The 19,323-nt window shown below is 65.7% G+C and carries 16 protein-coding genes; 1 reads left to right on the top strand and 15 read right to left on the bottom strand.

Features of this window, described 5'->3' with window-relative positions; all coding sequences use genetic code 11:
- The 9 genes from VFB18_RS15015 to ahcY all read right to left on the bottom strand — a co-directional run.
- Nucleotides 1-224, bottom strand: a 224-nt coding sequence (locus VFB18_RS15015; RefSeq protein ID WP_324977085.1) for a hypothetical protein, incomplete at its 3' end; no start/stop codon positions are given.
- A gap of 102 nt (nt 225-326) precedes the next feature.
- Nucleotides 327-653 (bottom strand): thioredoxin, encoded by a 327-nt coding sequence (gene trxA, locus VFB18_RS15010; protein ID WP_324977082.1) that lies wholly within the window; start codon nt 651-653, stop codon nt 327-329.
- Between the two features lie 84 nt (nt 654-737).
- Nucleotides 738-4,256, bottom strand: a complete 3,519-nt coding sequence (gene addA / locus VFB18_RS15005) for a double-strand break repair helicase AddA (RefSeq protein WP_324977079.1) — start codon at nt 4,254-4,256, stop codon at nt 738-740.
- The gene (addB, locus tag VFB18_RS15000; RefSeq protein ID WP_324977076.1) at nt 4,253-7,342 is read right to left on the bottom strand and encodes a double-strand break repair protein AddB; all 3,090 of its coding nucleotides are present in this window, start codon (nt 7,340-7,342) and stop codon (nt 4,253-4,255) included. The genes addA and addB overlap by 4 nt, the downstream gene beginning before the upstream one ends.
- Complete coding sequence (locus VFB18_RS14995) at nt 7,335-8,075, bottom strand: nucleotidyltransferase family protein (protein WP_324977073.1); 741 nt, start codon at nt 8,073-8,075, stop codon at nt 7,335-7,337. The genes addB and VFB18_RS14995 overlap by 8 nt, the downstream gene beginning before the upstream one ends.
- Before the next feature lie 14 nt (nt 8,076-8,089).
- Nucleotides 8,090-9,613 carry a tRNA (adenosine(37)-N6)-threonylcarbamoyltransferase complex ATPase subunit type 1 TsaE gene (gene tsaE, locus VFB18_RS14990; RefSeq protein WP_324977070.1) on the bottom strand — a complete coding sequence of 508 codons (1,524 nt, stop codon included), beginning with the start codon at nt 9,611-9,613 and terminating at the stop codon, nt 8,090-8,092.
- Entirely contained in the window at nt 9,610-11,886 is a 2,277-nt protein-coding gene (locus VFB18_RS14985) for a sensor histidine kinase (RefSeq protein WP_324977067.1), read from the bottom strand. Before VFB18_RS14985 ends, tsaE begins: the two co-directional genes overlap by 4 nt.
- A 194-nt stretch (nt 11,887-12,080) precedes the next feature.
- Complete coding sequence (locus VFB18_RS14980; protein WP_324977064.1) at nt 12,081-12,533, bottom strand: CopD family protein; 453 nt, start codon at nt 12,531-12,533, stop codon at nt 12,081-12,083.
- A gap of 78 nt (nt 12,534-12,611) precedes the next feature.
- Entirely contained in the window at nt 12,612-14,003 is a 1,392-nt protein-coding gene (ahcY, locus tag VFB18_RS14975; RefSeq protein WP_324977062.1) for an adenosylhomocysteinase, read from the bottom strand.
- Between the two features lie 190 nt (nt 14,004-14,193).
- Here ahcY and VFB18_RS14970 point away from each other — a divergent pair, with 190 nt between their 5' ends.
- Complete coding sequence (locus VFB18_RS14970; protein ID WP_324977060.1) at nt 14,194-14,772, top strand: cytochrome b/b6 domain-containing protein; 579 nt, start codon at nt 14,194-14,196, stop codon at nt 14,770-14,772.
- A 54-nt stretch (nt 14,773-14,826) separates the two neighbouring features.
- Here VFB18_RS14970 and VFB18_RS15815 read toward each other — a convergent pair whose 3' ends face one another.
- The 6 genes from VFB18_RS15815 to VFB18_RS14940 form a co-directional block, all read right to left on the bottom strand.
- Complete coding sequence (locus VFB18_RS15815) at nt 14,827-15,216, bottom strand: twin transmembrane helix small protein (protein ID WP_414675795.1); 390 nt, start codon at nt 15,214-15,216, stop codon at nt 14,827-14,829.
- A 179-nt stretch (nt 15,217-15,395) separates the two neighbouring features.
- On the bottom strand, nt 15,396-15,707 hold the full coding sequence (locus tag VFB18_RS14960; RefSeq protein ID WP_324977057.1) for an HPr family phosphocarrier protein: 312 nt from the start codon (nt 15,705-15,707) through the stop codon (nt 15,396-15,398).
- A 1-nt stretch (nt 15,708) separates the two neighbouring features.
- The gene (locus VFB18_RS14955; RefSeq protein WP_324977055.1) at nt 15,709-16,110 is read right to left on the bottom strand and encodes a PTS sugar transporter subunit IIA; all 402 of its coding nucleotides are present in this window, start codon (nt 16,108-16,110) and stop codon (nt 15,709-15,711) included.
- An 84-nt stretch (nt 16,111-16,194) separates the two neighbouring features.
- Nucleotides 16,195-16,659, bottom strand: coding sequence for an HPr kinase/phosphatase C-terminal domain-containing protein (locus VFB18_RS14950; protein WP_324977053.1), 465 nt, complete (start codon nt 16,657-16,659; stop codon nt 16,195-16,197).
- Nucleotides 16,660-16,662: 3 nt separating this feature from the next.
- Complete coding sequence (locus tag VFB18_RS14945; protein ID WP_324977050.1) at nt 16,663-18,480, bottom strand: sensor histidine kinase; 1,818 nt, start codon at nt 18,478-18,480, stop codon at nt 16,663-16,665.
- 12 nt (nt 18,481-18,492) lie between these two features.
- The gene (locus VFB18_RS14940; protein ID WP_324977046.1) at nt 18,493-19,191 is read right to left on the bottom strand and encodes a response regulator transcription factor; all 699 of its coding nucleotides are present in this window, start codon (nt 19,189-19,191) and stop codon (nt 18,493-18,495) included.
- Nucleotides 19,192-19,323: the final 132 nt, after the last annotated feature.

Below are 19,323 nucleotides of genomic sequence, written 5' to 3'. Positions count from 1 at the left end.
ATCGGACTCTCGGGCTTGTTGACCGGCGCCTCGACATGGATATGGAACTGCCAGACCGGCTTCTTCACGTCGCCGCACGCTCGCGTCTTGCCGTCCTTGAGCAGCTCCCCGCCGACGATGGCCTTGGATACGTCTTCCATCGTGGTTCCGTAAGGATCGCCCATGAGGATCTTGATCGCTTTGGCGCGAGCCTGTTGCTCGTCGAGGAACGCGCTCGCGTCCAAGCGTGCGGAGGCGCAGAGGCAAAGGCAGAGCACGAGGAAAGCTCGCCGAATTCGCAAGTGCCCTACGTCCCGGAGAGGGACGGCCTCTTTCCCCGAGTCGGACTACGCGCCGACCGTGCCGTTGATCCAGGCGGTGAGTTGGCTCTTCGGGTAGGCGCCCTTGAGCGTGCCGGCGACCTCTCCGTCCTTGAACAGAATCAGCGTGGGGATCGCCCGCACGTTATAGAAGGAGGGCGTGCGCGGGTTTTCGTCGATGTTCAGCTTGGTGATACGCACCTTGCCGCCCATCTCCTTGGCGATCTCTTCGAGAGCAGGGGCGATCTGCCGGCACGGGCCGCACCATTCCGCCCAGAAGTCCACGACCACTGGCGTCGAGGACTTGAGCACCTCGGCCTCGAAATTGTCGTCCGATACTTTCTCAGTCGCCATTTGCTTCTCCTGATCGCAAGCGGCCGCCGCGAATGGCCGGACTCGCCTTTAGGGACACGAAACTAGGTATGCACCCCGATGGCGTCAAGGCTTGGCGCCAAGCCCGAGGATGCGGGCCTCGGCAAGATCAAGAGAAGTTGATGGAATCTCCATGAGGTTCGGACCGTCGGTCCACAACAGTGCCGCGCGCAAAATCTTTCCAGGGAACATGCGTTTGAGTGCAATCCGATACGCCGCAAGCTGATCGATATAGGCCGGCGCCACGTCCTCGACCACTTTGGGCGGCGGACGGTTGGTCTTGTAGTCGAGGATCAGAAGCTCCTCCGCGAGGATGGCGAGCCGGTCGATCTGCCCCTCCAGCTCGCAGCCGTGCTTTCCATCGCCGATTTTGGCGATCACCGGCACCTCGGCGAGGCTGCCCGGCCGAAACAGCGGCGCGAAGCGCGGATCGCGCACGATGGCGACCGCCTCGGCGAGGATCTCGTCCTGCAATGCGCCGGCAAGGTCCCGGCCCCTCGCGGCAATGAAAGTACGCGCCGCGCGCTCCTGATCCTCCGGCGCGACTTCGGGAAGATACTGGAGCAGCGCATGCACGAGGCGTCCCCGTGCGAAGCGGTGGTTCTTGGCGAGCGCAAGAGGGCCGAGCGGAGGCTGAAAAGCGAAGGGCGCCTCCGTCCCCTCGACCGGAGATCGCGGCAGCCGCGACGGCGTGAGCCGCCGAGGCGCGCGTTCCGGCGTCGCCGCCCGCAGGGCCCAGGCGGGAAGCGGTGTCTTCACGCCTTTCACGCCCTCGACCTCATCCTTCTTGACGGGCTTCACTTGCGCACAATCCATCCTGCGCACAGAAGTGCCGTCTGAATTTGTCACCTCGGCGAGAAGGCCTCCGAGCCCGTCCTTGATAAGTTCGTACCAGGAGTCGCCTTCCGGCTTGTCCTTCTGTCCCTGCCAGCCGCACACATAGAGGCGGTCCTGCGCCCGCGTCATCGCCACATAGAGGAGGCGGTGATGTTCTTCGTGCTCGGCCCTTTTGAGCGCCTCCTTCGGCCCCTCGATCTCTTCGAGGTCGGTCCGCCCGCCGACCGCCCAGACAATGTGGGCGACCTCCTCCTGCGGCTCGCCTGGCCGGGGCAGGGGATAGAGCCGCACGCCTTGCGCGCGCGGGTTCATGCAGGTGTCGGGCAGGAACACAATCGGCGCTTGCAGACCCTTGGCGCCGTGCACCGTCATGATGCGCACCTCGTCGCGGTCCTGATCCATGTCGCGCTTGATCTCGATGTCGCCCTTTCTGAGCTGATCGATGAAACCCTGGAGAGACGGCGCGGCATCGCGGTCGTAGGCAAGCGCATGATCGAGAAATTCGTCGATCGCTTCCGCCGCCTCGGGTCCGAGCCTGATCAACATGCGTTCGCGCATCTTCTGGCCGTCGGCGCCGAGCACATCGGCGAAGAACTCGTACGGCGGCAGGAAATCGGTGCGCGCGAGCCAAGCCTTAAGCGTGGCACGGGCTTCGGCAAAGCGCCGATCGGTCTCGGCCTTATCCTTGAGCATCGACCAGAGCGAGCGCGCCCCCCTCCCGTGAGCGAGGTCGAAGAGGTCGTCGTCGGAGAGTCCGAACAAGGGACTCTTCAGCACCACGGCGAGCGCAAGGTCGTCCTCCGGCAGCAGCAACACGTCGGCAAGCGCAACGAGGTCCTGCACCGCAAGCTGGTCCATCAGCTTCATGCGGTCGGCGCCCGCGACCGGCACGCGTTCGCGCTTGAGGGCCCGGATCATCGGCGTCGTGAACGGGTCGCGGCGGCGGACGAGGATCAAGATGTCGCCGGGCTTGACCGGACGTCCGGCCGATAGCAGCGGCTCGCCCTCCTCGATCCACCGCCTGATCAGGCGGGCGATGTTCTGGCAAAGCGCATCGACGGATCGCGCGCCGCTCGATGCGTCCTCCCACGGCGCAAAGGGATCGGCGGGCTCGGGCTTCGCCTCGGCTTCGGGCAGCCACAGCTCGACCAGCCCCGCCTCGCCCTTGCGGACGGCGTGATGCTGGATGACCGCCGTCTCGGAGAGGACAAGCCCGCTTGCAGCCTTGCGGTTGGCGAACACCGCATCGACCGCCCGGAGCACCGGCTCCGTCGAGCGGAACGACAGGTTGAGTGGGACCTGGTGGAAAGGAAGGCCAACAGCCTCGGCGCGGCGCTGGAAGATCCGACCGATCTCTCCGAAGCGCCTGGGATCGGCGCCCTGGAACGAGTAGATCGACTGCTTCTCGTCGCCCACGGCGAAGATCGTGCGCGTGCGCTCGCTCGCTCCGGCGCCGGCGAAGAACTCCTCGGCCAGCCGTTCGATGATGTCCCACTGCGCGGGATTCGTGTCCTGCGCCTCGTCGACCAGGATGTGGTCGATGCCGCCGTCGATCTTGTACAGGACCCATGCCGCCGCGCGCTCGCGAAGGAGAAGGTTGAGCGTCTTGACGATCAGATCGTCGTAATCGAGCGCGGCCTCGGCCCGCTTCCGCCGCTCGTAGTCGCCCATCACGGCATCGGCGAGGATCAGCACCGAGCCGCTTGCCTCGGCGATGCGCAGCTTGGCGAGCGTGGCGTCGAGCGGCACGAAACGGTCGCGTGCGCGCTCAAGCATAACGCAAAGTCGAGGAACTGCGTCCTTCAGAGCCTTGCTACACAGGCGCTGGCGCGGCTCGTGATCCACCGTGCAGAAGATGGGCTTTAGCGCCGCGGCGCGCGATTCGCCGAGCGCATCCTTGGCGTTGATCAGGCTCGCCTTCATGCGCGCGTCGTCCTTGGTCGCGCCGTGTGCTTCAAGAGCATCGAGCAGCTCACCGATCTCGGCATCGGACAGGATGCCGGCCATTTCGGCGATCAAGTCCTCCTCTTTCACCTCGTGAACGCCGAGCAGCCGCTTCAACGCCGCGGCTTCCCTTTCCGCCCAATCGCTTCGGCCGCCGTGATAGGCCGCAATGCGCGCCATCTCGCCGCGCATGGCGAGGACGGCGTCGATCACCTTGCGGAAGTGGCTCTCGCTCGTGAGCGTGATCACGTGCGCGAGCGCCTGGCCGAGCGCTCCCTCACGGTCCTCGGCGGCGCGCGCGAACACGGCGTCGAAGGCGCGCCGCCGCAGCAGGGCCTGCTCCGGTTCGTCGAGCACCGAGAAATGCGGCGTGACCCGCGCCTCGAGCGGGAAGCGCTGCAACAGCCGCTCGCAGAAGCCGTGGATGGTATAGATCTTGAGCCCGCCTTTGGCTTCGAGCGTGCGCGCAAAGAGACGCCGCGCCTCGCGGAGCTCCCCCGCCTCTGGCGTGCGCTTCGTCAACTCCTGCAACCTTTCGCGAAGGTCATCCTCAGAAATCGTCGCCCAGGCGGCGAGCTCCTTAAGCAGGCGGTTCTGCATCTCCGCCGCGGCGGTCTTGGTGTAGGTGAGACAGAGGATCGATTCGGGCTTGAAGCCTGCAAGGAGGAGCCTCTGCACGCGTTTGACCAGCACTGCGGTCTTGCCCGTGCCGGCGCTGGCCGAGACCCAGGCCGACGCCGACGGGTCCGAGGCGCGGGCCTGGTTGCGGTCGGCTTCCTCGGGAAGGGCGGCGCGATCGCTCATCGGTCGTCCTCGTCGGGCTCCTGCGTCATCCATTCCTGGATGCGGGCAAGCTGGGCGTAGTCGTCATAGTCGTAGGCGTGGGTGAACGGCGCGCCGCGCCTGCGCTTGACCTCGTAGGGCATGGCGGGGTCGTTGTAGCGGCGCACGAGCTTGACGAGCCTTTCGCGTGCATCGTGGGCAAGATCGGAAACGGGCCTCTCTCCGGCTGGACGCTCGTTCCCGCCTTCGGCGCGGCCAGAGGCGCCGATATAGACGAGGGCATTGACGGGGCGCGCGCCGAGCCCTTCGAAGCCGCCGCCTTCGGCGATCACCGCTTCGAGCGGAAGCTGCGGAGCGGACAGTCCGTCAACGTGCTTCACCTCGGGAGGCTTCCCCGTCTTGTAGTCGTAAATGGCAACGCTCCCGTCTTCGCCAAGATCGATGCGGTCGGCGCGCGCCGTCAGCGTAAATCGGTCGGCAATCTCGAGCTTGCCTTTTAATTCGGCGAAGGTCGTGACGGGAAGCGCGCGGCGCACCGGCTCGGTCGCGGCGAACCAGCGCGCGAAGCGGGCGAAGCTCGGCCGCCAGAACGCCTCGACGAGAGGCGACCCGCCGAGCCTCGCGAATTGCTCATCGGCGCGGGCCATCAGCTCGCCATAGATGTCGGCCGGCAACTCGCGCGGATGGTCGCGCGCGAATTCGTGCAACACCTTGTGAACGATCTGTCCGCGCAAGGCCTGATCCGGGTCGCTGCCGAGCGGCTCGAGTTTCTCGAGCTCGAGCACGTAGCGGGCGTAAATTTCGTAAGGATTGGCAATCCACCGCTCGATGCGGGTGACGCTCAGCTCGCGCGGGCGCGCCGCGACCGGAGGGCAGGGGCGCGGCGGCTTGACCGGCTCGAAGCGCGGCGCATGGTCGCGCTCGCGCGCCCATTCGGCAAATGGCAGTTCTGGCGCGATGCGGTCGGCGAGCTTCGCCGCATCGATCAGCGCGAGCAGTCGCTGCAGCCAGCGCGACGGCACGGTCGGTACGCCCTCGACCTTCAATGCGCGGGTGAGATAGACATGCCGCGCGCCGAGGCATTGGGCGAAGTCGTGCGCCGAGCGGCCGGTGATCTCGTCAGGCGGAGGCAACCCGAGCGCCTCGCGCATCGGGCGGTTGAGCCAAGGCCCTGCCTCCTGCGGCCGGGGCCAGACGCCCTCGTTCAGGCTGCCGAGGATCACGACATCGGGCTGCTGCAGCCGCGCCTCGAGCGGACCCCAGATGAAGAGGCGCGGATGGGCGGGGTAGGGTGGACGCACCACCTCGCGGGCGACGAGGCTCCGGTAGAAGGGCGGGTAGGCCCTTGGTTCGATGGCAAGGTTGGTGCCGGCTTCGATCACCTCGGCCAGAAGCGTGGTCAGCGCTTCCCCGGCGTCGTCACGCCACAGCCGCGATGCGGAGCCGGCTTGATCGCGCGCAAGCGCCTCCGCCACTGCGACATGGGCTTCGCCGAGCCGGGCGGCCGGCTGATCGGCGCCTTCGGCGAAGAGCTTGGCCAGGGGAGCGAATGCCGTTTCGAGGTCGGCGACAAGGCCGAGCGCCTTTTCCCTCTCCTGGTCGCTGATCCGCGCGGGCCTCGGCCGCGGTCCGTCGTACTCGGCGCTAAGCGCCTCGCGGACGCCGGCAAGACCTTCGCCCACATAGACATCGCGAAAAGCGCCGCGCTCGATCGCCCGCGCCGCGACGCGCATCTCGAATGCACTCCGGCCGAGCAGGGTCAGCGGATGCTTGAGCAGCGCCATCAGCGGGGTCGGCGCGAAGCTCGTCTCGACCGCGCCGAGCACGAGGTCGAGGAAGGCGCCCGGCACGCTGCGCATCACGGGCATTCCGGCCGAATCGTCGATGGCGAGGCCGTAGCGTTTGAGCCGCGCGGCCACGCGCCGCGCGAGAACGCGATCCGGGGTGACGAGCGCCGCGGTCTTGCCTTCCGTTTCGATGCACCACTTGAGGATGAGCGCGATCGCCTCGGCTTCGTCGTGCGCAGTGGGCGCGACGACGTAGCGGAGTCCGGCAACGCCGTTGGCGAAGCTGGCGCGTCCCTCGGACAGGAGATCCCCGCCGGCGAGAAATCGTTGCCATCGCTCGGTGCTTCCCGCCGGTCGGAGCGCCTCGCTGATCAGCTCGAGTCGCGCGCGCTGCACCGGATTTGGCGCGCTGCCCGGCACGTCGGCGACCTGCTGGCGCGTCGCGCCGAGCTTCTTCAGAAGCTTGGCCATGCCGGCCTGCGGATGCTCCGGATGATCGGCCAGGCTCGTCCAGTCGTCGAGGAAGCGGTCGAGTCCCGGCAAGACGACCGCGCCGTTCGGCAGCGAGGCGATTGTCTCGAGCAGGCGGGCGGTCGCGGGCACCGTTCCGGTCGAGCCGGCGGCGATGACGGGATAAGAAGATCCCTTCGCCAACCGCTCAGTTTCGATCGTCATCAATGCGCTCCGGCGTGCGACCGGAGAGGCGAGACCGTTCTCCGCAAGATGAGCCGGCCAATGCTCGGTCACGATCTTCAGGAATTCGACCGTGAGCCGCCAATGGTCGGCGAATTCCTCCGGCACGATTGCGACGAGCCTGGAAAGGTCGATCTCCTCGCGCTCGACCTCGTCCATCAGTTTGGCGAGATCCAAGGCGAGGGAAGAGGCTTGCGCCGGCGTAATCGGTTCGAGGCGCGCCCCTTCGCCGAGCGCTGGGGGAAGGGTGCGGGCAAACGCGAGCACGAGCCGCATCAGTGCCATGTGACGCTGCAACTCGCCGATGGCAGGTTTATCCGCGCCGCCCTCATCGTCGCCTTCCCCAAGAATGAGCGCCGCCTCCTCGTCGGGATCGCCGAGCGCCTTGACGCGCGGGAGGAGCAGCGCCTCGCTCGGGGCCTCGGCCAGGAAGGCCTCGCGCAGAGCCCGTGCCGCGCGGCGTGTGGGGAGGTAGATCGTGGTGAACGGTAGGATGAGCGGATCAGGCTTCGGTCCGCCTGGAACCGGCAGGTCGCCGGCAAGAATGGCTCTTGCCAAGGTGGTAAGAAATGGCGCCGAAGGCGGGATGGTGTAGAGCCTCGGGCCCGTTTTCAGTCCCTCACGCACCTTCGCGCTCGAACAGCGTTTCGGCTTCCGCCAGAGCTTCCGGGGTGCCGACATGCATCCAGGTCCCGTCGAGCCGCATCCCATAAAGCCTGCCTTCGGCGAGAGCGCGGTCCCACAATAGGTTCAGGGAGAAACGGCCCTCCGGCGCGTCCTTGAAGAGCCGCTCGTCGCACAGCGAAACCCCGGCGAAGGCGAAGGGCACGACCTGCCGCTCGCCGCGGCGGGCGAGCTTGCCGTCCGGCGCCATGGAAAAATCGCCTCTGGCGTTGTAGCCGATGCTGGTCGCGGCGGGTGCAAGCAGAAGGAGGCAATCCATGATTGTTGGGTTCCACAGCTTCAGCATGCGTGGAAGCGCGGGCGCGGCGCCCTCGCTCCACACCGAGTCGGCATTATGGATGAAGAACGGCCCGCGTCCCAAGAGGGGAAGCGCCTTCTTCGCGCCGCCGCCGGTGTCGAGCAGAAGGCCGCGCTCGTCGGAAATACGGATCTCCGGCGCATGGCCCTTGCGCGTGGCGAGATGCGCTTCGAGCAGGTCGGGCAGGTAATGCACATTGACGACCGCGGTTCTGACGCCCGCCAGCGCGAGACGGTCGAGCACGTGGTCGATGAGAGGCCGGCCTGCGAGCGGCACGAGGGGCTTCGGCATGGTCAAGGTCAAGGGACGCATGCGCTCGCCGAACCCCGCGGCCAGCACCATCGCCGTCTTCGCCTCGGTGGCGCGCGACTCACTCATGGAATTGGTCCAGGTCAGAGAGCCAAAGGCGGAAGCTTGCCGGCAGGCGGGAACTGGCGCTCGTAGAACGCGCGCAAGCGTTCGAGCGCAGGATGGGCGAGGTCGCGCTCGAGGTAGCGTGCGACCCGCGGGAGATGAGCGAGATAACCGCGCTTGCCGTCACGTTTTGCCAGTCTGGAAAAGATGCCCAGGATCTTCGAGTTGCGTTGGGCGCCGAGCGTTGCATAGAGCACGTGGAACTGGTCGCTCGAGAAATGCGGGCTCGCGCTTCGTGCGGCACAGTAGCGAGCGAGTTCATCCCGTTCAAGCGCCTCGGGAACGTCGAGCCGGGCGTCCTGGAGCAAGGACACGAGGTCGTAGGCGAGCGGGCCTCTAAGCGCATCCTGGAAATCCAGGAGCCCGACCCGCTTAACCCCTTTTCGCCTCGGCAGCCACATTAGGTTCGGAGAGTGGTAATCGCGCAACACCCAGCCAAGATCGGCCTTTGCCGCCTCTGCGAGCAGGGGGCGCCACAGAGCGGCAAACTCCTCGCGTAAGGCCGACGGCATGGGCTTTCCGTGCAGCACCGGCCAGAGCCAGTCGATCAGGAGTGAGGCCTCGGTCAGCATGGCCTCGGCATCGAAATCGGGCAGCCGGTAGGGGGCGTGTCCCTCGATGGCAAGGCGCTCGGGTGGCGGTTCCCCGGCGAGAGCGAGCAGGACATCGACCGCGGCTCCCCACAGATCCGCCATGTCGTGTCCCTTCGCGACCTCGGCCCCGAACACGCGATCCCCGAGGTCTTCGAGGATGAGGAACCCGCGGTCGAGGTCGAAGGCATAGATGGCGGGCGCCGAAAGGGCGCGCTCGCGGAGCGCTTGAGCAACTGCGACGAAAGGCGTCACATCCTCGGCAAGATGCACGAGCTGCGAATAGGGCTTGCCGTCGCGGATCGGAGGCCCATCGGGCTGGCGCGGCGAATTCATGAGGATCGCGGTCCTGTCTGGCAGAACGAGCCGCGCATAGGAGCGCGTCGAAGCGTCGCCCTGCAGATATTCGGCGCCGGCCTCGGCGTACGGGGTCTTGTCGAGAAAGGCGGAGAGTTCGCGGACGCGGTCGAGCCTTTCGGCCCAACGACTCTGGCCGGAGAGAACGAGCCGGCGCGCGTTTGGCGTCGCCGTCTCGTCGATGGCGATGTCAAGCCGCTCCTGCGGCAGCCAGTCGCCCGCACGCTCCGGCCACTCGATCAGGAGCACGCCTTCGGCGAGCGCGTCGTCGAGCCCGAGCTCGCCAAGCTCGCCTGGCTCAAGCCGGTAGAAGTCGCAATGGGTGATGACGAGCCGCTGCGTCTCGTAGCGCTGCATCAGCGCGAAGGTCGGGCTCGGCACCTCGCCTTCGCCGCAGATCCGTTTCACCAGCGCCCGCGCCAGCGTGGTCTTGCCCGCGCCGAGCGGACCCGCGAGCGTAACGACGTCGCCGGGCTTGAGCGCAAGCGCAAGCCGGCTCGCGATGACGTCGAGCCTGGGAAGGTCGACATCGTCGAGCGTCCAGACGCTTGTCATCCGGCGCGGCTTGATTTGTAGCGCGGCTCCTCGCGCGCGGCCGCGTCGCCCTTGGCCTCCTGGGTGACCGGCAACCGCACCGTGACGCGCGTTCCCCTGCCCGGCGTCGAGGCGAGGGAGACGGTGCCGCCATGCAGCTCGGTAAGGCTCTTGACGAGCGACAACCCGAGCCCGGTGCCGCGATGGCGCGAGCCATGCGACCGGCTCTCGAAGCGGTCGAACACCGCCTTCTGATAATCCTCGGGGATGCCGACCCCCTGATCCTCGACGGTGAACGCGACCATGGAACTCTCGCGGCGGCAGTTGAGCGCGATCCGCCCTCCGGCGGGCGAGAAGCCGATCGCGTTGGAGAGGAGATTATAGAGGATTTGCGTCACCCGGGCGGCGTCGGCGACGAAGGTGTCGATGCCGGGTTCGATCGTGACGTCGAGCGTCATGTCGTTCTGTTTGAGCCGCTCGCGCACGCCGTTCTCGGCGGCCTCGATCACCTCGCGCACGCTGACCGGGGCGAGATTGAGCTCGAGCGTGCCGGCATCGATGGTGGCGAGATCGAGAATGTCGTCGATGATGGCCCTCAGCGTCAGTCCCGAGGCGAGGATGTCGCCGACATATTCGTGCTGCTTGTCGCCGAGCGGGCCGAAGGCGGGGCTGGCCAGCAGCTGGGCAAAGCCGAGGATCGAGTTGAGCGGAGTGCGAAGCTCATAGGAGACATGCGAGATGAACGCCGACTTGACGCGGTCAGCCTCCTCCAGAGCCTCGGCCCGCTCGATCAACGCCCGCTCGACGTACTTTGCGTCCGATACGTCGTTATAAGTGAGCAAGGTGCCGCCGTCCGGCAGCGGCAATGCGGCGCATGCGAGCACGCGGCCGTCGGCACGATCGATCTCGCTTTCATAGGGCCGCCGCTCGGCGACGATCGCCGTGACCGCCGCCTTGGTCCGCTCCCATTCCTCGGGCGCGTCGTAAAGTGCGCGGCATTCCTCGATGATCTCGTCGATATGCGGCTCGCTGTCGAGCGTGTGCGGCAAGAGGCGCCACAGCTTGGCGAAGGCCCGGTTGTAGAGCCTCAGTCTTCCGTTCGGGCCGAACACGGCGACGCCCTCGCGCAAGGTATCGAGCGTCTCGCGCTGCACCTGAATCAGCGCGTTGTAGCGGCTCTCGAGCGCGATGCGCTCGGTGACGTTTTCGTAGAGATAGGTGACGCCGCCCGCCTCGCTGTCGGCGATCACGTGCAGGATGCGGCCGTCGGGAAGGTGCCAGAGGTCTTCGACCTGCGCATTCGAGCCGTATGAAGCGAGCCAGCTTTTCTTCCACTCGCGGTAATCGGCCTTCTCGGGCAAGCGGCGCTCCTGGCGCAAGCGGTCGAGGATCTCCCCGTCGCGCGGATGGGTCGTAAGCCATGCGGGGTCGAGTTGCCAGAGATCGACATAGGCCTGGTTGAAATGGGTCAGCCTCTGGCTTTCGTCGAACACGGCGAAGGCGGTTGCGAGCCGGTCGAAACTTCTGAAATGGGCCTCGCGCGACGGCTTAGCCTCCGGCTGGGCGCGCTCCGCCAGGCTCGCCTGCGTGTCGAGCAACGCCCGCAGCGAGGTGACCTGGTCCTCGAGCTGGCGGTGCTTGGCGGCAAGTTCGGCAAGTTCGAGCCGCCGCCCGAACAGGTCGCGGACCTTGAGCACGAGGGTATGCCCGGCGACGCGGCCGTCCACCTCGACGAAGCGGTCGCGCAGCGTCGAGAGCATGAGGTTGAAGGCTTCGCCCTTATCGACCAGCGCGCGCAGGGCAAGTTCGAGCGCAGAAGCCGACGGCGCGTCGAGCCAGTTCTCGAAATTGAGCAGCGCGTTCGCCTCGCGCGGCACCCCAAGCCCGACCGGCAGATTGGCGACCAAGAGCTCGGGTTCCCCGCTCTCGCCCACGATCAGAAGCGCCTGCGGCTCGGCTGCGAGCACCGTCTCGAGCGTCGCCTCGCTCTGCCGGTAGCGATCGGCTTCCGCCGCCGCACGCGCCGCCGCGGCGCGCGCGCGTTCGGTCGCGCGCAGGCACGCGATCGCCGTGCCGACGGCAAAAGCGATGATGCCGAGGGTGATGCCGAGGGTGAGGAGAGTGCGGGCGTCGAAAGTGGCTTCGAGGCTGGCGGCAAACGCGCTGGTGACGGGAAGCATGAGCGTAGCGACGAGCAGGCAAACGCGGAACAGCACCTTTGGCCACCTCGAAGAGGGTGCCACCTTGCCCCCGCTCATCCGCATGGTCGTGTAGTGCTCCGCGCCGCCGTCCATGGCCTCGCCTCGCGCCGCAAAAACGCTGCCACAGACTAAAACGCGGGGCTCCCTCTGCCCCACGCGAACCCAAGGCGAATCAGGCGTAGATTAACTGCATCGCCGAGTCTTGCCCACTGGGCTCGGTGTCTTGGTTAATGGAGGAGGGGCTGCGCGACTCGTGCTGCGATTGTGTGACACCTCGCGCAGCGCCGTCACCAGAAGCGGCCGCTTGCGCCCACCACGACGGTCGCAAGCCCAAGCGCGAGATTGACGGCCACGATCATGCGCGTCCGGTTGAGCTGCGCCGCCGCCTCGGGCAAAAGTCCTCCGGCGACGGCGGCGGCAAAATGGCGCCACGGGCCGAAATAGAGGTAGACGAACAGGAGCATCATAACGGTGCCGATGCCCACCATGACATGCACGTGAACCCCTGCTGCGGCGAAGCCTCCAAGATAGCCGAAGATCATGCCGAACCCGCTCGCGAGCAGGAGGGCGATGCTCGCCCACACCCATAGGAAGAACCGGCCGAGTACGCGGTGCCACAGGGGAAGCCGCGCGCCGGGGTCGAGCGGCCCGGCTGCGGGGCGTAGCACCATATAGGCGAAGAACATGCCGCCGACCCACACGACGGCGGCAAGGATATGGAGCGCGATCAGGAGTGCCACGGGATCAGCCTATCACAGGGCCTCTTCCGCGCGAGGTGCGGCGGATCGATCGCCGCCGGATAAGTCGCGAAGGCATGATCAGTAGCGGTAGGCCTCGGGCTTGTAGGGGCCTTCGACCGGCACGCCGATATACTCGGCCTGCTCCGCGCTGAGCGTGGTCAGCCTGGCGCCGACCTTGGCGAGATGGAGCCGCGCCACCTTCTCGTCGAGCTGCTTGGGTAGCGTATAGACCTTCTTCTCGTATTTGCCGGGATTGGTCCACAGCTCGATCTGGGCCAGCGTCTGGTTGGTGAATGACGCGCTCATAACGAAGCTCGGGTGGCCCATGGCGTTGCCGAGATTGACCAGCCGCCCCTCCGACAGAAGGATGATGCGCTTGCCGTCGGGGAACTCGATCTCGTCGACCTGCGGCTTGACATTGTGCCATTTGAAATTGCGCAAGCTCGCGACCTGGATCTCGGAATCGAAGTGGCCGATATTGCAGACGATGGCGCGGTCCTTCATCCTGCGCATGTGGTCGAGGGTGATGACGTCCTTGTTGCCGGTCGCGGTCACGAAGATATCGGCGCGCGGCGCCGCGTCGTCCATGGTGGTGACTTCGTAGCCCTCCATCGAGGCTTGAAGCGCGCAGATCGGATCGATCTCGGCGACCAGCACGCGGCAGCCGGCATTGCGCAAGCTCGCGGCCGATCCCTTGCCCACGTCGCCGAAGCCCGCGACCATCGCCACCTTTCCGGCCATCATCACGTCGGTGCCGCGTCTGATGCCGTCGACCAGGCTCTCGCGGCAGCCGTAGAGATTGTCGAATTTCGACTTGGTCACGCTGTCGTTGACGTTGATGGCGGGGAACAGGAGCGTCCCCTTCTTCTGCATCTCGTAGAGACGGTGCACGCCGGTCGTGGTCTCCTCGGTCACGCCGCGGATATTGGCGGCGATCTTGGTGAACCAGCCCGGCTTCTCCTTGAGCCGCGTCTTGATCGAAGCGAACAGGACCTTCTCTTCCTCGTTGGTGGCCTTGTCGAGGAAGGCGGTGTCGCCCTTTTCGGCGCGCACGCCGAGATGCACGAGCAAGGTAGCGTCGCCGCCGTCGTCGAGGATCATGTTGGGCGTGCCGCCATCCGACCACTCGAAGATGCGGTTGGTGTAGTCCCAATATTCCTCGAGGCTTTCCCCCTTGTAGGCGAACACTGGGATGCCCTTGGCCGCGATCGCCGCGGCCGCGTGGTCTTGCGTCGAATAGATGTTGCACGACGCCCAGCGGATGTCGGCGCCAAGCGCTTTAAGCGTCTCGATCAGGACGGCGGTCTGGATCGTCATGTGCAGGGAGCCCGCGATCCGCGCGCCCTTGAGCGGCTGCTTGGCGGCGTATTCCTCGCGCACGGCCATGAGACCGGGCATCTCGGTCTCGGCGATGTCGATCTCTTTGCGGCCCCAAGAGGCCAGTCCGATGTCCCTGACGTGATAGGTCATGCCGCTCTCTGCTCCGCTTCAAGGTGATAAAGATATAAGGAAGTCTTTATGCGATGTCCAGGACGTCTGGCCGGGGATGACATCGGCACCTGCGGGAGACGGTAAGCGCGGGGTAAGCTGGGTGCCGCTCTCCTGGCGGGTCATTGATTCTGGTCAAGACGGGCGCGCACCTTACAGGGTAAATAATCTCATGGCCGGTACGAATCGAAGCGCGGCAGGTGAAGTCTATGTCTGGGACCCGTTCGTTCGGGTCTTCCATTGGACCTTGGTCGTCGCCTTCACCGTCGCCTACGTCTTGACCGAAGAGGATGTGCTCACGGTCCATGTCTGGGCGGGCTATCTCGTCGGCGCTCTCGTTTTGGCGCGCGTGATCTGGGGCTTCGTCGGGCCCGATCACGCCCGCTTCTCCGACTTCGTCTATGCGCCCGGCGCATCGCTCCGCTATGTGCGCGATCTCGTCTTGTTCAAGGCCGAGCGCCATCTCGGCCACAGCCCAGGCGGCGGGGCCATGATCGTCGCGCTGCTCATCTTCCTCGCCGCGACCGTCATCACCGGCCTCATTGTCTATGGCGGCGACCAGCAGGCCGGCCCGCTTGCCGGCATGTTCTCTAAGGACTTCGGCGAGTCGTTCGAGGAGGTGCACGAGCTGATCGCCAACATCACGCTCGCGCTCGTCATCGCCCATATCGCCGCCGTGGTCCTCGCAAGCTTCGTGTTCCGCGAGAATCTCCCGCGCGCCATGGTCACCGGCTACAAGCGCGAGCTCTGACCGGTGGCCTCGAGCTAAGACGCTCCACAGACCCTGCGAGGCTCTAAGCACCCCCTAAGATCCGGCCGCCAGGTAGAAAGCGGCCATGACGAGACACAGAGCGGTGAATTGCAACGCAACCCGCCAGCGCATCAGCTTTTGGCTGATGTCTGGCCTCGGCCTGACCACCATATTCGATAGGCCGAGCGCCAGGACGATGGCGACCGCGCCGAGCGCGAGCGGAGTTGCGAAAGATACAAGCTTGGCGAAGTCGAGTCGGGCAGAGGCGTGACCGAGCGTCTCTACGAGCCTGGCATAATAGTAGTAGAGGCCGATTGCCACGAAGGCGATGATGCTTCCGGCAAGCCCGAAGGCGAGCACATAGCGCACGTTATGTCCCGTTACGCCCGCTCTCGCGTTCGTTTCGGATAGGACGACCGGACGGCTTTTTTCGGTCTTTGCCATCGCCGTCACCTCACTAACTCACGTTCGGATGCGCCGAGGGACGGATTATCGGGGCCGTGGAATAACGCGCACGGCGGCGATTTTGTTCTTTCATCACCGATCCGCAGCATCCCCTACGATATTGGCACGTCAGGAACGGTGAACACGCAGACGCAGGCGTGCTGCTGATTTGGGATTTCCTAATCCTCTTCCCCGAAGCCGGATTCGACCAGAGCGATCAGCGCCTCGAGCGCCTCGCTCGCTTCGGCCCCTTCCGTCTCGATGAGGATCGAGTGACCCTGCCCCGCGGCCAGCATCATCAACCCCATGATCGACGTGCCGCCGACGGTATGGCCCTCGCGGGTCACCCGCACTTCCGCAGTGAAGCGCGAGGCGCAGCGCACGAATTGCGCCGAGGCGCGGGCATGCAGCCCTTTCTTGTTCGGGATGACGACCTCCGCGAAATGGAGGCCGGAGCGGGGCTCGATTTCTGTGTCGCGAAGCTTGTTCACTCTAGTGAGCCGCGAGGATTTGGCTCGCGACGCTGATATATTTGCGTCCGGCTTCTTGCGCCTGGGTGATAGCCTCATCGAGCCCGCATTCGCCCCGCACGCTCGCGAGCTTCACCAGCATCGGCAAATTGACGCCGGCGATCACCTCGACGTTCTCGTGATCCATGGCCGAGATGGCGAGGTTCGAGGGCGAGCCGCCGAACATGTCGGTAAGCACCACGACACCCCCGCCGCTGTCGACGCGCTGGAGCGCTGTCAACATGTCGCTTCGCCGCTCGTCGAGATCGTCGTCGGGGCCGATTGAAATCGTCTCGATCTGCTCTTGCGGCCCGACCACGTGCTCGAGCGCCGCGCGAAATTCATGCGCGAGCTTGCCATGGGTGACGATGACGACGCCGATCATGTGAGTCCTTGAGTAATAGCCCCCAGGCGGAAGGCCGTTATCTTTGTCGGGAGAGGGGTCGAGCGCAAGTGCGTTCCTGGAACTTTACTTGGGTAGATCGTGTGACGCCCACAAGAGCGCCATCTTCAACTTCAAGGGAGCCGAGGCCTCGAACGGTTCGAGTTTGAGCAAGGGCAACGGCACGCTTGCGATCACGGTCCGTTCCAGCGGCTCCGGCAGTCTTGGCACCTCTTTGGGCCCGACGAGGTCGCAGACGAGCGTAAGCTCGGATTCTCCGACGGACGGCACCTGCATGATTCCGAGCCCCCTCACCTCGATCTTTCCCGCGATGGCAGCAGGCGCCGAGACCATGAGCCCGCCGTGGCCGTTGGGCGTGACGAACACCTGATCGTCGGCGACGAGCATCGGTCGGTCCTCTCCCTCGCTCGAAAGCGCAAGGAACCGTAAGGCAAGGTCGGATTTGCCCGCGCCCGACGGCCCGCGCAGAAGCGCCGCGCGTCTGCCGAGCGCAACGCAGGTGCCGTGTACAAGCTCGCGTGTGATGCCCACTGGTTAGGCAGCCGGCAGGCGAATCACGAAACGTGCGCCGCCGCTCTTCCTGTCGCCGCGATCGCCCTTTCCGCGCCCGACGCCGGCCGGCGGCCGGTTCTCGGCCCACAGCCGCCCGCCGTGAGCGACTACGATCTGCCGCGAAATATTGAGCCCGAGCCCGGAGTTCTGTCCGAAATTTTCCTGCGGCCGGTCGGTATAGAACCGCTCGAAGATGCGCTCGAGATTTTCCGGCGGGATGCCGGGACCTTCATCTTCGACCGCCACCTGAATCTCGTTGCCGATGCGCCGCGCGATCACGGCGACGCGGCCCGCGGGCGGCGAGAAGGAGATTGCGTTGTCGAGCAGGTTGACGATCACCTGGCTCAGGCGGCTGTCATGGCCGTTGACGCGGTAGGGGTGGGCCCCCGGCGCATAAGCGATGTCGAATCCCACGTCGGGCGTGTCGCCGCGGTGAATGTCGTTGAACAGCGACACCGTCGTGCGCAAAAGCTCGGCCATGTCGACCGGTCTGGCGTCCTCGCGCGCAAGCTCGGCGTCGAGACGCGACGCATCCGAAATGTCGCTGATCAGCCGGTCGAGCCGCTTGACGTCGTGCTTGATGATCTCCATCAGGCGCTCGCGCGACTCGTCGGTCTTCGCCAGCGGCAGAGTCTCGGTCGCGCTGCGCAACGAGGTGAGAGGGTTCTTGAGCTCGTGGGCCACGTCGGCCGCGAAGCTCTCGATCGCGTCGATCCGCTTGTACAGCGCTTCGGTCATGTCGCGCAGCGCGCCCGACAGATGGCCGATCTCGTCGGTGCGGTCGGTGAAATCCGGGATCTCGGCCCGCGCCTTGACGCTGTGGCGCACGCTTTCCGCCGCCGATGCCAACCTCTGCACCGGGCCGGCGATGGTGTTGGCAAGGATCACCGACAGCACGATGGTGACCGCCGCAGCGAACAACGACACGCGCACGATGCCCCAGCGCTCGGCGGCCACGATATTGTCGATGTCCCCGCCGCGCGTCGAAAGCAGCAGCACGCCGAGAACGGCGCGCATGCGCTGGATCGGCACCGCCACCGACACCACGAGCTCGCCCTTGTCGTTGACGCGGACGATCGGCACCGAAGTGCCGGTCAGCGCGGTGGCAACCTCTGGATAGGCCTTGCCGTTGGCGCCGCCGATCTCGGTGTAGAGCGGCAGGTCGTATTGATTGAAGCGCGTCTTCACCGCCTGCCAGAACCGCGTCAAGGCGTCCGGCTTCTCGACGTCGGGCGGCGGCAGGTCGTAGCGCAGCACCTCTCCGCGCGAATAGAACGTGTCGGAATCGAGGATCAGTGCGCCGTCGCGGTTATAGATGCGCGCCCGGCTTCCCGTGGGTTTGACAAGAGGCCGCAAGATCGGCGCGGCGCGCTCGGGGTCGATGGTGAATTCGAGCGAGCCGTTGAGCGCGTCGTCGTCATCGGCTTGGCCTTGCTCGGTCTCGAGCAGCTTCTCCGGATCGAGCTGCACCTCGTTGGTATCGACGCCGGCGGAAGCTGCGATCGCGCGGGCGATGATCTCGCCTTGCGTGAGCAGGCTCTGTACCTTGGCGTCGATCAGGCCGGCGCGGAATTGGTTGAGATAGAGAATCCCCGAGACCAGGATCGCAAGCCCGATGAGATTGAGCACCACGATGCGCCGCGTCAGGCTGGAGAAGCCGTGCCTGAAGGGCAGGTGTTCGCCAAGCCAGCGGGACGCGCGGCGGCCGCGCGCAAGCGCAAAACGCGTAGCGCGCCGAAGCCGTTCTTTGATCGTGGCGACGTCAGGCCGTTGCCAGGACCTGTCCGCCTCGGCGGTCATCGGTCAGACCTGTCACTCTTTGAACCGGTAGCCCACGCCATAGAGCGTCTCGATCACATCGAAGCTCGAATCGACCGCTTTGAACTTTTTGCGCAGACGTTTGATGTGGCTGTCGATGGTGCGGTCGTCGACATAGACCTGATCATCATAGGCGGCGTCCATCAAGGCGTCGCGGCTTTTCACCACGCCGGGCCGGGAGGCAAGCGCTTGCAGGATGAGGAACTCGGTGACAGTCAGGGTCACCGGCCGGTTGTCCCACACGCAGGTATGGCGCTCGGGGTCCATCTTGAGCTTGCCGCGCTCGAGCACCTTCGACTTGTCCTCGACCACCGGCGCCGTGCCGTCGCGAGGCTGGGCGCGCCTGAGCACCGCCTTGACGCGCTCGACCAGAAGCCGCTGCGGGAAGGGTTTGCGGATGAAGTCGTCGGCGCCCATCTTGAGGCCGAACAGTTCGTCGATCTCCTCGTCTTTGGAGGTGAGGAAGATCACCGGCAGCTCGCTTCGCTGGCGGAGCCTCCTTAGGAGCTCCATGCCGTCCATGCGCGGCATCTTGATGTCGAGGATGGCGAGGTCGGGCGGGCTCTCGGCAAAGCCGTCGAGCGCGCTTGCGCCGTCGTTATAGGTCTGCGTCTTATAGCCCTCCGCCTCGAGCACCATGCGCAAGGAGGTGAGAATGTTACGATCGTCGTCGACAAGTGCGATTGTTGGCATTGTGGGGGGCCCTTGCGGCGATTGATGGTTTAGGGGTGTTAAGGGTTCAGGGGCTGCGTCAATTATGGCAGCATTGGGGCGCATCTCGCTACCCGTCTTTTACCGCAATGCAACAAATATCGTTATGGCGCA

This window comes from Methyloceanibacter sp. (assembly GCF_035650995.1).
GTDB lineage: Bacteria > Pseudomonadota > Alphaproteobacteria > Rhizobiales > Methyloligellaceae > Methyloceanibacter.
The sequence above is the reverse complement of the archived record's forward strand: the minus strand, read 5'-3'. Positions and strand labels throughout refer to the sequence as shown.